Origin of the sequence: Candidatus Paralachnospira sp. LCP21S3_A2 (genome assembly GCF_052118925.1) — a bacterium.
In the GTDB taxonomy this organism is placed as follows: Bacteria; Bacillota; Clostridia; order Lachnospirales; family Lachnospiraceae; genus Lientehia.
Window position 1 is genome coordinate 23667 of the sequence record NZ_JBQKGG010000010.1, and the last position, 13698, is coordinate 37364.

Below are 13698 nucleotides of genomic sequence, written 5' to 3' on the forward strand. Positions count from 1 at the left end.
AGTAAAAAGGAGGAAGTATCATGGCGCAGACTGGCGGCTGTGAATACTGTGTCAATTATACCTACGATGAGGAGTACGGATATTATATCTGTGATGCCGATCTGGATGAGGATGAGATGGAGCGGTTCCTGCGCAGCAGTTTGACAGACTGTCCGTATTTTCAGCTTTATGATGAGTACAAGATAGTAAGAAAACAAATGTAAAAACCAACCAACAGGAGGAAAAACAATGGGAAGCATTCTTGAAACAGAAAACGTACACATTATGGATCATCCGCTGATCCAGCATAAGATCAGTATGTTAAGAGATAAGAATACCGGAACGAATGAATTCCGGAAGCTGGTGGAGGAAATCGGTGTTCTCATGGGCTATGAGGCGTTTCGTGATCTGCCGATGGAGGATGTTCCGGTGGAGACTCCTATTGAATCGTGTATGACCCCTATGATTGCCGGGAAGAAGCTGGCTGTTGTGCCGATTCTTCGTGCCGGTCTTGGTATGGTAGAAGGAATTCTGACGCTGGTTCCCTCCGCAAAGGTTGGACACGTTGGCCTGTATCGCGATCCGGAAACCCATGAACCCAAGGAATATTACTGCAAGCTGCCGGAATCCATCGATCAGAGACTGGCACTGGTGGTTGATCCCATGCTGGCAACCGGCGGTTCCGCAGAGGCAGCCATCGATTTCATCAAGGCAAGAGGCGGAAAGCAGATCAAATTTCTCTGTATCATCGCTGCACCGGAGGGCCTGGAGCGTCTTCATAAGGCACACCCCGATGTGGAGATCTACTGCGGACATCTGGATCGGGAGCTGAACGAAAATGCGTATATCTGCCCCGGGCTGGGCGATGCCGGTGACCGGATCTTCGGTACAAAATAACAGCCTGGAAAGGGAGCGGGAAGGATGTTCGGAGAGTGTCATGGACATATCTTCATGAACGGAAGAAATTATAAAGAGGCTGCGGACCTTCATCGGAGCGGTGTAAACCGGAAGGATGTGGAAGAGACGCTGGCGGCATACCGGGCGGCGGGGATCACCTTTTTCCGTGAGGGCGGTGATCCCTTTGGGGTCTGTGCCTATGCGGCGGAGATCGCCGGGGATTACGGTATCGATTACCGGTCCCCGGCCTTTGCCATTCATAAAAAGGGGCATTACGGCGGAATTGTCGGTCTGGAATATGAGACGCTTCCGGAGTTTGCGGCGCTGGTAAAAAGAGCTGCGGCACAGGGCGCTGATTTTATCAAGATCATGTTCTCCGGGATTCTGGATTTTAATGTTTACGGAAAAATTACCGGAACCGGACTTCCTGAAGAAGAAACGAAGGAGCTGGTTCATATCTGTCATGAGGAGGGCTTTTCGGTCATGGTTCACGTCAACGGCAGGGAGAATGTTCACCATGCCATTGAGAGTGGCGTGGACAGCGTGGAGCACGGCGCCTATATTACCGACGAGGAGCTTTCCATGATGGCGGAGACGGGAACGGTCTGGACGCCTACCATTTCTCCTGTGGCAAACCTGCGGGGACTGGGCCGTTTTGACGAGGAGTCTCTCGAACGGATCACTGCCATGCAGATGGAACATATTCGAAAAGCCTTTGCCATTGGCGTTTCTGTGGCTCTGGGCAGCGATGCCGGAGCCGTCACCGTCCCCCATGTAAAGGGGCTTATGGACGAGTATCAGTATCTGCTGGCGGCAGCAGACGGACGAAAGGAATGGCTGGAGCAGGAAATACGGGCGACGGAAGCGCTGGTGAAGGAAAGGTTTCGGAGAAAGTGAGGCAGAATTATGGATAATCAGGAACAGTTTAAGGAGGCCCTCGGAATGCTTCTGACTGCGGCGAAGGAGCATGGCGGCGTAGTGCCGGAGGAGCTGCTTTCCCGGACCTTTTCGGAGTGGCAGTTTACCGAGGAACAGAAAAATCTGATCTACAGCTATCTGGAACTGAATCAGATCCGGGTCGAGGGACATGAAGCGGATGCAGAGAGCCTTTCTTATCTGAAGGGCGCAGACGCGCAGGAGAAAAAGTCGGAGAAGAAACCGGCGGGAAAGAAGCTGACCGGCGAGGATTCCAAGTGCTATAAGATGTATCTGGAGGAACTGGCGGAGGTGGAAGCTCTGGAGGAAGCCGAGTCGGAGCGTCTCCTGGAGCTGGCGCTGGCGGGCGATAAGGCGGCCAGAAACCGGCTGACGGAAGGGCATCTGGGCCGCGTGGTGGAGCTGGCAAGGGAATACGCCGGACAGGGCGTGCTCATGGCGGATCTGATCCAGGAGGGCAACATGGCGCTTCTCATGGCCATGGAAACCTTTACAGGCGGCGAGTTCGGGCTTCATCTCACAAAAGAAATCTGCAGCGCCCTGGACGCGGCCGTGGCTGAGCAGAACGGACAGGAAAACACCGGAAACTACCTGGCTTCCCAGGCCAATGCCATGATGAAGGCAACCGAGGAGCTGGTGGAAGAGCTGGGACGCGAAGCGACGCTTTCCGAAGTGGCAGAGCGCATGAAGCTGAGCGAAGAAATGACAAGAGACATTATGAAAATATCCATGGATGCCCTTTCGGTTGTGGAAGCAAACGGAGGCGGAGAAACCTTTGGAGAAGAAGGAGGAGCCAGGTAGGCTCCTCCTTGATTTAGTTGAACGACAACAATGTGATGTTATGTTAAAAATATAGTCGAGCGGCCATATTTTTATGACATGATTATAATATAGCCGAACGGCTATGGCAATTTGAACGGACAGAAAGTAAAAAGTTCTACTAACAGGTTGAATTAAAAACAGATGTGTGCTATTCTGGAAGAAAGTAACTCTTCGTATTACAAACAATGCAAACCGACATCTAAGGTAAGTCTGAACGAAACCCCAAGGCATGAATAAAAGATAACAAAGAAAGGAAACCGAATTCTTTTTCCACAGTAACTGCACCGGAGGACAGGCCGGTGTTTTACACATATACAAACGAAGAAAGGGGAACGGTATGAAAAAACGAATGTTCCGACAACTGACGGCGGGGCTTTTGGCCCTGGTGATGCTCTTAGAGTACGGGACGGCAGAGGCTCTGGCGGCGCCTTATACCGGAACGGAGTATGGGGCGGAGACGGAAGCACAGGAGGAAACCGGAGCGGAGGAAGAAAAAGTGGTCCATGGAATGGATCAGGATCTTCCTTATGGAACCGCAGAGGATCCGGAAGCGGAATATATCATCGCGGAAGAGGTGAAAAAGCGGGAAGCCGGGATGAAATATTTCCTGACGGAACGAAACGGCCATGTGGCGGTTTTGTATCCGGAGCCGGTCCATTACCAGACAGACGACGGCTGGGAAGAGATCGATAACCGTCTGGTGCTCACAGAGGATGCAGGGACCGGCGAAGAGGCTTATGAAAATGCGGCCTCCGATGTGAAGGTGTCCCTGGCCCGCTATTCCGATGCGGAGGAGTTAGTATCGTTAGAATGGGACGGGAGAAGGATCTCCTGGAGCCTTGTGACAGAACCGGAGGAGGATGAAAACGGGGAAGAGACAGAGCCTTCCGGGGAAACTGCGGCAGAAGAACCTTCCGGGCAGAAAGAAAACGCGGAAACTGCGGCAGAGAAACCTTCCAGGCAGAAAGAAAAAACGGAAGCGGCAGCAGAGGAACCCGGAGAAAAAGAGGAAGCGGCAGCAGAAACCGCAGGATCAAAGCATGGAGAGCCTGCGGAAGAAACCGTGAAAGAAACCACGGAACCGGAGCAGGGGGAAACGGTGAAAGAATCGGAGGAACAGGGAGAACCGGCAGACGAACCGGCAGGAAAACCGGCGGAAACGCAGAAGCCGGAGATACCAGGACCGGGATCCCGCAGCCAGTCCTCCGGGCAGGCCGTAAAACCGGCCAGACGGGAGTTCCTTCCCCAGACGCCGCTCTATGAAACGGAGGAGGGCGGAGAGTCTTCCAGTCATGGAGCCGGTGTTTCGGATGAGGCTGGAGAGGATGATACAGCCGTTTCTCCCGCCGGCAGCATTCTTCCGGAGATCCCGGAAGGGTGGCCGGAGATCCCGGTCCCGGACGAGTGGAAGAAAGTGACAAAAGAGCGGGACGGCCTGGCGGCAGACCGGTATAATGCTCAGGTGGCCGGTGTCCCGAACCTTTCCTCTGGCGGGATCTATCAGGAGGTCTTCCCGGGGATCGATCTTCAGTACCGGATCGACAGCGTGACCTTAAAGGAAAATATCTTCCTGAACGACCGGGACGCAGCCGGCCAGACGATCCGCTTTCGGATCCATCATCCGGGGATGCGGATGGTGTTGTCCGGGGAGGGAGAAGTCCAGCTTGTGACCGGGGAAGGAGAGGGAGAGGCATATACCTTTCTGCGCCCTTACATGTATGATGCGGCAGGAGAGACCAGCAATGCTGTGTCGTATGAGCTTTTGGAGGACGGGGAAGACGAAACGATCCTGACGGTTTCGGCGGATTAGGAATGGCTCTTAGCGGAAAGCCGCACCTATCCGGTGACGATCGATCCGAACACGGCAACCAAACGGGAAAGCCGCATGATCATCGATACGTTTATCCGGGAAAAACAGCCCGGCGAGACGGCCTCCGGCTGGGGATCTGCGGCAGTCGGCTATGTGCCCTCTTATGGGCGGTGCCGGATGTTGGTAAAGTTCAAGGAGCTTCCGGCGCTGGATGCGGGGGATGTGATCTATAAAGGGGTCTTTGCAGCGCACCAGTATAAATACGATGCCAGTGCGGCCCAAAGCTTTCCGGTAACGGTCCATGAGCCGTTATCCGACTGGGATCAGACGGTCACCTGGAACAGCCAGCCGTCCTGTTCCGATACGGTCCTGGATTTCAAGACGGCGAAGCCCATTGGAGATCAGACGAATCTGCTCGAATTTGATGTCACGAAGCTGGTGCGGAGCTGGTACAATACGGGGAACAACTACGGGATCGAGCTGCGGTCCCGGAACGAGACCCAGCGGGCAGAAGCGTATGTTATCACCTCCAATAATAACTATGGAGAGAGCGCACATCCCTGTGCATACTTCTATTATAAAAATGCAGCGGGGCTGGAAGAATACTGGAGCTACCATGAGCAGGATGCCGGCCGGGCCGGATACGGCTATACCAATGATTTCAACGGAAACCTGGTCTTTGTCCATTCCGATGCCGCAACGTCCGGCTCCCGGCTTCCGGTCACGGTAAGCCATGTCTATAACCTCTGCGATACGGGAAAGAACTCCAAGATCGGGAACGGCTGGCGCCTGAATGTCCAGGAGCGGCTCCTTCCCACCGGGATCCCGAAGTCCCCTTATGTCTATACCGACGGGGACGGGACCAGGCATTTCTTCTACCGGGACGAAAAAGATGGAAACAAGTTAAAGGACGAGGACGGCCTTGGGTTTGTCATCACCAGGGAAGAAAACCAGGCAAACGTCCATGAATACCGGCTTCTTACCGGAAAGGACAAGAGTGTCCGGACCTTTGATGTATGGGGATATTTAAAAAAGAAAGAGGATCCCAACGGAAACAGCATCCAGTATTATTATGATTCCGACGGAAGCGGCCTGGACAACTACCTGGGAACGGTGGTGGACGGGGCCGGGCAGGCCATTGACTTTGCGTATGAGGGAACCTATAAAGACCGCCTGGTCTCCATCACGGACCGCGCCACCGGACGGAAAACCTCTTATGGATATGATGGGGACGGAAACCTGACTTCCATTACTTACCCGGACGGGGCCAAGAGCACCTATTCCTATGACCAGGGACGTCTTGTGCGGGCGAAGGAACCGAACGGCTCTGCGGTGGCCTACGGATACCTCCTGGACCAGAAGGTGCCGCGGGTGCTGTACCGCCAGGAGGAGGGAGAGGACGGTTCCAGAGGAAACGTGGTCTGGAGCACCTATGCCGACGGAAACCGGACCTGGTTCCAGTACCTGGGCCTGGACCGGCAGTTAGGGACTGCAGATGATCCCGTTTACCAGTATGACTTTGATTCGGCAGGACAGCCGCTGTCCGTTCATGACAAAGAAGGAAACGCTTCTGCCTGGAAGTATTATGGACAGGAAAAGGGTGCACACCTGTTAAAAGAGAGCGGGCATCTCCGGAAGACCGTCCGGAATTACTTATCCAATCCGGGCTTTGCGCCGGGGAAATGTCAGGAGTGGGACAGCTGGTACACGTATGCCTATGAAGCCGCGCTGATGGCGAGCGTGGACCGGGTGGGGGATCTCAGCCACTGGACGACCAACTCTGTCCGCGTGGTCCATACGAAGCTGGAAGCCGGGCGGCCGGTGACGGCCCAGAATGTCCTGCTTTCTGCGGGAACCTATACCTTTTCTGCTTTCGCAAGGACGTCCGATGTGGTATCCTTAAAGGGACAGGGGAACCAGGGGGCGATCATCGGGATCGACTACCTGGGAGGAAGCCTGGCAAACCGGACCAATGCCAGCCGCGCCCTCACGGGGACTTCCGATCCGGAGATCGGGGACGGATGGCAGAGGCTCTTTGTGACCTTTACCGTGCCGGAGGACAATACCTGGATCCGCGCCTGGTGCGGCCTTAATGATGCCAGCGGGACGGCCTGGTTTGACGATGCCCAGCTGGAAGAGGGAGAGACCTGCGAAGGATATAACCTGATCCAGAACGGAAGCTTTGAGGGCGGGAGCCAGAGCGGGAATGTCCCCAACGTGTGGAGTGTTTATTCCGAATCCGGCTGGGACGGAGCTTCTTCCGATGCACACTGGAACGGAAGCTCTGCCGGACGGCTGAGCGGGGATCCCGGAACGTACCGGAACCTGAGCCAGCTCGTTTATGCCGGAGGGGCGGAGGGCGACTGCTACAGCCTTTCGGCATGGGCGTATGCGGATGCAGTCCCGGAAAAGGATTTTTACCTGGAGGCCCAGGTCTGCTACAGCAACGGGACGACAAAATCCCACCGGTTCGACTTTGACCCTTATGTAAAAGGCTGGCAGTACGGCGGCGGGGTGTTCACCACCGATGACGGGGATGCGGGAACCCAAAACAGTTATTATGCCATCCATGTCCGGATCGTGTATGATGACCAGTGCAATGCGGCCTGGTTTGACGGGGTCCAGCTCACGAAGGATGAGGGGGAGACTTACGTCTACGATAAGGACGGGAACCTGACGGATGTGAAGAGCGCGGCGGAACAGAGTAAGTTCCGGTATGATGGGAACGGGAACCTGTCGGGGATGGTGAGCCCGGACGGGACGGATTTTTCCTATACCTACGACAGCCGGAACAACCTGACGGAGGCAAAGAACTCCGACGGGGCTGTTTACCGGTTTTCCTATGACGCATGCGGAAACCCGGTAAGCTCTTCCATAAACGCGGAAGGGACCGGAAAAGGGATCCACTCCTCCCAGACGTATGACCCGTCCGGGAAGCAGGTCCTTACGGTGACGGATGAGCTCCAGAACACCACCACGTATCAGTATGACAGCACCGGGCGGCTGCTCACCGGGACCACGGATGCGGAAGGGCGGACGGTCACCTATGCGTATGATAACCGGGACCGGACCACAAAGACTACAGAAACCGTCACGGACGGGAACGGCGGCAGCCATGAGGCGTCCATCACGTATCAGTATGAGAAGGACCGCCTGTCCGCCATCGGCCATAACGGATTTTTCTATACGTTCACGTATGATGCGTATGGGAAAAAGACCGGGACAGCGGCCGGCGGAAACACGATCCTTACGGAAACGTACCAGCCGGCGAACGGGTCTGTTACAGGCCAGGCATATGCAAACGGGGATACGGTCTCGTATGCGTACAATGCCCGTGAGGAGCTGGAAAGCATTTCCCATAACGGGACAAAGGCCTTTACGTATCAGTATGACAGTGCCGGGAATGAGATCTTCCATGAAGACCTCCTGGACCAGACCAGGTATTTCTTTGACTACGATTCCCTGGGGCGGGTCGTGCGGATGGCGACCAGCCGCGGGCAGTCCCTGGAGTTAGGGTATGACACCAGGGCACGGACCGACCGGCTGGTGAGCCTGATCGACGGGGAAAAGACAACGACCGGCTACCGGTACGGGGCAGGGAGCGGGGAACAGCCCAGCCTGGTCTACGGGGTGCGGATCGACGGAAAAGAGACGGTCACCTATGCCTATGACGGATATGGGAGGACCACCTCCAGGACGGTGCAGGCCGGGACTCCTTATAGGACATCGTACGGCTTTTACCAGAACCCGGATGGGACCGATACGACCCGGGCAGCCTGGATGGAAGCAGGCGGGACGAAGACCTCTTATGAATACGACACCCGGGGGAACATCACCAGAGTTTCCGAAGGCGGGACAGAGGTCCTTACCTATACGTATGATGAGCTGGGAGAGCTTCTGCGGGCCGATGACCGGACCGAGGGAAAGAGCCATGCCTGGAGCTATGACGCAGGCGGGAACCGGACGGAGGAACGGATCTATCCGTATACCACGGGGACGCTCGGAGAGCCGGAAAAGACGATTTCCTACGGATACGGGGCTGAGGGCTGGAAGGATCAGCTGACAGAGTATGACGGCCAGACGATCACCTATGATGCCATCGGAAATCCCTTATCCTACCGGGACGGCATGGTCTTTGGCTGGCAGCATGGCCGGGAACTGAAAAGCCTTACGGCAGGCGGAAGAACGACCACCTACACCTACGATGAAGACGGATACCGGATGACAAAAGCGGATGAGAGCGGAGTGACCCGGTACTACCGGAACGGGACGACCCTGCTGACCCAGAAGAAGGGGAGCACGCGCCTGGACTTCTTCTATGATGCCAATGGCCTGCCGCTGGGCTTCAAGAAGAATGGGACGGTCTACTATTATATCCTGAACCTTCAGGGGGATGTTGTCGGGATCCTGGACCGCGAAGGAACCCAGGTTGTGGGCTACCGGTATGATCCCTGGGGAAAGCTCCTTTCCTGCACCGGAGAGCTGGCAGACAGCATTGGAGCGATCAACCCCTTACGGTACCGCGGGTACTACTATGACAGCGAGAGCGGGCTGTACTACCTGAACAGCCGGTACTACGATCCGGAGACCGGACGGTTTTTGAACGCAGATAGTTATATTTCTACAGGACAGGGCATTTTAGGGCATAACATGTTTACGTATTGCCTGAATAATCCTGTTAATAAAAAGGATGCAAAGGGAACGATAGCTGGAGTTGATGATGCGATTGCCATTATAATTGCTGTGATTGGATTAGCGGCAACAGCTACAATTGGAAGCAGAACGAGGTCGTCTTCTTGTAGATCGTATTATGTGGGAACTGCGAATCGGCGTTTGAATGCTCAGAAAAGGTTGGTAAGTGCAGTAGTATCGATTGCTATATCTGCTAAGATGGCAAAAGGAAAAGAAGAGAGCAAAAGTGATACAGTAGCCACGACTAAATCTAAGAAACAGGCATTTTTTCCGGAAAGTCCATATGATTTTCATCCAATAGGACTAAAAATGAAAGAATATGTAGCAATAGGAACAAGGAAAAATGGAGGAACAATAAAATGGGAGATTCCAGGAACAAAATGTGCTATTTTTGAATGGAATGAGGATTATAGAGAGGGATCGCATTATCATGTTATGTTAATTGAATGGGATAATAAACATTTATTGAATGATCATTGGCGTGGCGGAATGCCTGTCCCAGAGCCTTGGAATACCCAATATTTTAGTGGAGGTGCAGAATGAAAATAAATTATAGAAATGTAGAGGAACTTAATGAAATATATCTTCATGATGCGGTATTTGAAGGATTCAATTATAACTATGAAAAAAAACAAGTTATAATTGAAATGGTGGCATGGGGACCGAAGACGGAAAGTTATGACAGACGATATCGTTTTACTTTTTTAAATACATTGGGAATTGAAGTGTTGGCAGGAGATTTTTGGGGACCAACACCGCATGTGTATGATTGGGAAACGGTATCTGGTGCTGAGGAAGATTTTGTAAAAAAGATTATAAATGAAGACAAATTTGATAATTTGAAATATAGGATTGAAAATATAGAGCATATATTGAACACAACAATAGAAATTTCTTCCGGTGATAAGGTCAAAATTGTATGTGAAACAATAGAAGTTGAAAAAATGGTTATAGGTGATTGTCAATTTATATAGAAAGCTAGTGAACATGACGGTGTGGGTTTACTTTTATAATGAAATGTAAAAAAACCTATGCGATTGACGGGATATTCTGAAGTGGATAAAGAAGAAGTTTTTCAGAAGATGGAAGAATGGGGCGTGGAACTGGAAATGCCGGAGTGAGTAGAAAAGTAATCCGTTCAAATTTATGCCGGAGGGCGACTGCTACAGCCTTTCGGCATGGGCGTATGCGGATGCAGTCTCGGAAAAGGATTTTTATCTGGAGGCCCAGGTCTGCTACAGTAACGGGACGACAAGATCCCACCGGTTCGACTTTGCCCCTTATGTGAAGGGTTGGCAGTACGGCGGCGGGGGGGGGTCACCACCGATGACGGGGATGCGGGAACCCAAAACAGTTATTATGCCATCCATATCCGGATCGTTTATGATGACCAGTGCAATGCGGCCTGGTTTGACGGGGTCCAGCTCACGAAGGATGAAGGAGAGACTTACGTCTACGACAATGACGGGAACCTGACGGATGTGAAGAGCGCGGCGGAACAGAGTAAGTTCCGGTATGACGGGAATGGAAACCTGTCGGGGATGGTGAGCCCGGACGGGACGGATTTTTCCTATACCTACGACAGCTGGAACAACCTGACGGAGGCAAAGAACTCGGACGGGGCCGTTTAACGGTTTTCCTATGACGCAGGCGGGAACCGGACGGAGGAACGGATCTATCCGTATACCACGGGGACGCTCGGAGAGCCGGAAAAGACGATTTCCTACGGATACGGGGCTGAGGGCTGGAAGGATCAGCTGACAGAGTATGACGGCCAGACGATCACCTATGATGCCATCGGAAATCCCATCGCCTACCGGGACAACATGATCTTTGGCTGGCAGCATGGCCGGGAACTGAAAAGCATTACGGTTACGGCAGGCTTGAAAACGACCACCTACACCTATGATGAAGACGGCTACCGGATGACAAAAGCGGATGAGAGCGGAGTGACCCGGTATTACCGGAACGGGACCACCCTGCTGACCCAGAAGAAGGGGAGCACGCGCCTGGACTTCTTCTATGATGCCAACGGCCTGCCGCTGGGTTTCAAGAAGAACGGAACCGTCTACTATTATATCCTGAACCTTCAGGGCGATGTTGTCGGAATCCTGGACAGCGAAGGAACCCAGGTGGTGAGCTACCGGTATGATTCCTGGGGAAAGCTCCTTTCCTGCACCGGGGAGATGGCGGACAGTATAGGGGCAGTCAATCCCTTACGGTACCGCGGGTACTACTATGACAGCGAGAGCGGGCTGTACTACCTGAACAGCCGGTACTACGATCCGGAGACCGGACGGTTTTTGAATGCAGACTGGCAGATGGATGACAACGCCGGGCTGTTAAAAGGAAATCTGTATGCGTACTGCGCGAATAACCCGGTGAAGTATCAGGATGAAGAAGGCGAAGGGTTACTGTTAGCTCTTGGAATTGGATTTATAGCAGGGGCTATTATATCGGGGCTAAATTCATGTGTCGTACAAGCAAATACAACAGGCACAATTGATGGAAAACAAGTTGCGATAGATGCGATAACTGGAGGAGTATCAGGTTCATTAGCTGCAAGCGGGGTTGGATTAGTTGGACAGGTGATCGGAAATGCAGCCATTTCATTAGGTGCATATGGTTTGACTCAGTCCAAGAATAAAGAAAAAGTTACATTAGAGGGAGCATTGGAAAGTTTAGCTCTGGGAGCAACGGCTGGAATGATTGGAGGAAGTGGATTATATGATCAGAGCTTTCAGTCAAATGTAACACGTGTGACTTCTCGTTCCACAGCAAGGAGTATTTGCAAAATAGCCGGAGTAATATCCAGAAGAACTATAATAAGAACGTCAATACAATCTATAAAAAATGCTGCGAATATGGCAATTGGACGATTTATAGCAGGCGCCGGATATGCTGCGGCAGCGAATGCGTTAGCGGCTATGGCAAAGAATAAACGAATAAGGAAAAAAAGATGATATACTATATTTATTATTTGAGTATCGGAATTGGAATTTTCGGAGTTGTAAAAATGTTTTCAGATTATGTCTGGTTTAATAGGAAAGAAAAACAACCTGGGAATGTATATCCGGCGGGGGTTATACAATTTTTGGGTGGATTGACTTCTGTAGGAACTCTTGTATTCGGATATAGTCTAAATGTAGCAATGGATGCGGCGTACCTGATTTTTTTAATAGTACCATGTGCTTTTATGGCCATGTGCTTTATTTTGTATTCATCAAACATACGTGTCGTATACAAGGAAGAAGGCTTTCAATATCGCTCAATATGGGGAAGGCGATATGTATTTCAGTATGAGGAGGTGTCGTTTGTAAAAATAGGTTCAGAAATACTTACCATTTATACAGACAAAAGGAAGATTAAGCTGAGATATGAGTTTCTTAGAAAATGTGATGGTTTTGTAAAAATACTAAAAAAGAAATGTTCTGGCAGGTATAAGACAATCTTTTAAGATCGGTAAGCGAAAGATATCTGGCTGAGCCAATATCGCACGAAAATGAGCAGAATCTAACAGAAAAGCAGGGCTGTCAAATTTGATAGTCCTGCTTTTTCATTTCATAGGAAAGTTCGTCCTATGAAATGAAAAACGCTCCGCGTGGATCGCACTGCGGCGGAGCGGAAGATTGCCGCTTTGCAGCCCGCCGCAGGCGGCGAATCCTGCGAGCAGGATTCTTTTTCAGAAAACCAGAAGTACGATCAGTCTGTTTTTTCAATTTTCCCCACTTCCTTTATCTTATGATAGCTCCATGCGCACAGGATTCCGGACAGGCCAAGAACGGGCATGGAGATGATGAGCCGTTCTCTGGAGAGGTCGGTGAGCAGGAAGAAGGAGGTTATGTTGGCGCAGATATGGAACAGGATACAGGCATGGAGAGAACGGTACAGTTCGGCGGTGTGGGCCAGAAGAAGTCCCATGCAGAAGCCATAAAGGCTCTGAGAGACATCGCCGTGGAACAGGCCGAAGGCAGCGGCGCTTAAAAGGGCAGCGCCGGGGAAGCCAAACTCCCGGCGGAGCAGGAAAAATCCGTAGCCGCGGAACACCAGCTCCTCGATGAGCGGCGTGATGAGACAGGTCACCAGGGCGCCAAGGAGAACACTTGACTGCGCGGCGGTGGGCTCCAGGGTGGAGACAGTGGGGAACAGCTCCGGCAGCCGGGAAAAGGCAAGGAGCAGATTGAAAAAGACAGCGCCGGAAGCACCGAACAATGCCGGAAAAATATAGGAGCGCGCGGAAAATACCGGAGCCTTTCGGGAAAGTTCCGGAGCGGGATCATGATGCACAGAAGCCCCTGGATCGATGACCTTCGATGCAGAGGATTTCTTTTTTAAATAGAAATAGACGGGAAGCAGGATCAGACCGGAAACAGCTGCTGCGGTGCTTGTATAAAGAAGCGGCAGATTTCCCGAAAGAAACGGCTGGTGAGAAGCGGAAGCGAGCGCCTGAACAAGTGCGGCGCACACAAAAACAACCTGTTCGTAAAAAAAAACAGGAAGAACCAGAAAGCTCAGGAATGCAATGGCTTTCTTCATCAGTGACACTATGGAATTTGACATAA

Annotated in this window: 11 protein-coding genes; 10 read left to right on the forward strand and 1 reads right to left on the reverse strand. The window is 52.2% G+C overall.

Annotated features, from left to right (window positions below):
• Positions 1–20: 20 nt before the first annotated feature.
• From ACTQ3K_RS08405 to ACTQ3K_RS08450, 10 genes are all read left to right on the forward strand, one after another.
• The gene (locus ACTQ3K_RS08405) at positions 21–203 is read left to right on the forward strand and encodes a DUF6472 family protein (protein WP_441568071.1); all 183 of its coding nucleotides are present in this window, start codon (positions 21–23) and stop codon (positions 201–203) included.
• 25 nt (positions 204–228) lie between these two features.
• The gene (gene upp, locus ACTQ3K_RS08410) at positions 229–876 is read left to right on the forward strand and encodes a uracil phosphoribosyltransferase (RefSeq protein ID WP_441568072.1); all 648 of its coding nucleotides are present in this window, start codon (positions 229–231) and stop codon (positions 874–876) included.
• 54 nt (positions 877–930) lie between these two features.
• Positions 931–1773 (forward strand): amidohydrolase family protein, encoded by an 843-nt coding sequence (locus ACTQ3K_RS08415; protein WP_441568073.1) that lies wholly within the window; start codon positions 931–933, stop codon positions 1771–1773.
• Between the two features lie 9 nt (positions 1774–1782).
• Complete coding sequence (locus ACTQ3K_RS08420; RefSeq protein WP_441568074.1) at positions 1783–2613, forward strand: sigma-70 domain-containing protein; 831 nt, start codon at positions 1783–1785, stop codon at positions 2611–2613.
• Positions 2614–2971: 358 nt separating this feature from the next.
• On the forward strand, positions 2972–4444 hold the full coding sequence (locus ACTQ3K_RS08425; RefSeq protein WP_441568075.1) for a hypothetical protein: 1473 nt from the start codon (positions 2972–2974) through the stop codon (positions 4442–4444).
• Positions 4445–4477: 33 nt separating this feature from the next.
• Positions 4478–9679: a DNRLRE domain-containing protein gene (locus tag ACTQ3K_RS08430; protein WP_441578595.1), complete on the forward strand. Its 5202-nt coding sequence runs from the start codon at positions 4478–4480 to the stop codon at positions 9677–9679.
• The gene (locus tag ACTQ3K_RS08435) at positions 9676–10110 is read left to right on the forward strand and encodes a hypothetical protein (RefSeq protein WP_441567810.1); all 435 of its coding nucleotides are present in this window, start codon (positions 9676–9678) and stop codon (positions 10108–10110) included. The genes ACTQ3K_RS08430 and ACTQ3K_RS08435 overlap by 4 nt, the downstream gene beginning before the upstream one ends.
• A 318-nt stretch (positions 10111–10428) precedes the next feature.
• Positions 10429–10767 (forward strand): hypothetical protein, encoded by a 339-nt coding sequence (locus tag ACTQ3K_RS08440; RefSeq protein WP_441567809.1) that lies wholly within the window; start codon positions 10429–10431, stop codon positions 10765–10767.
• 294 nt (positions 10768–11061) lie between these two features.
• On the forward strand, positions 11062–12099 hold the full coding sequence (locus tag ACTQ3K_RS08445; protein ID WP_441578596.1) for an RHS repeat-associated core domain-containing protein: 1038 nt from the start codon (positions 11062–11064) through the stop codon (positions 12097–12099).
• Positions 12096–12593, forward strand: a complete 498-nt coding sequence (locus ACTQ3K_RS08450) for a hypothetical protein (protein ID WP_441567807.1) — start codon at positions 12096–12098, stop codon at positions 12591–12593. Before ACTQ3K_RS08445 ends, ACTQ3K_RS08450 begins: the two co-directional genes overlap by 4 nt.
• Positions 12594–12838: 245 nt before the next feature.
• On the opposite strand, the gene ACTQ3K_RS08455 is transcribed toward ACTQ3K_RS08450, so the two are convergent.
• A complete protein-coding gene (locus ACTQ3K_RS08455) occupies positions 12839–13696 on the reverse strand; it encodes a CPBP family intramembrane glutamic endopeptidase (protein WP_441567806.1) in 858 nt (285 codons plus the stop codon).
• Positions 13697–13698 lie beyond the last annotated feature (2 nt).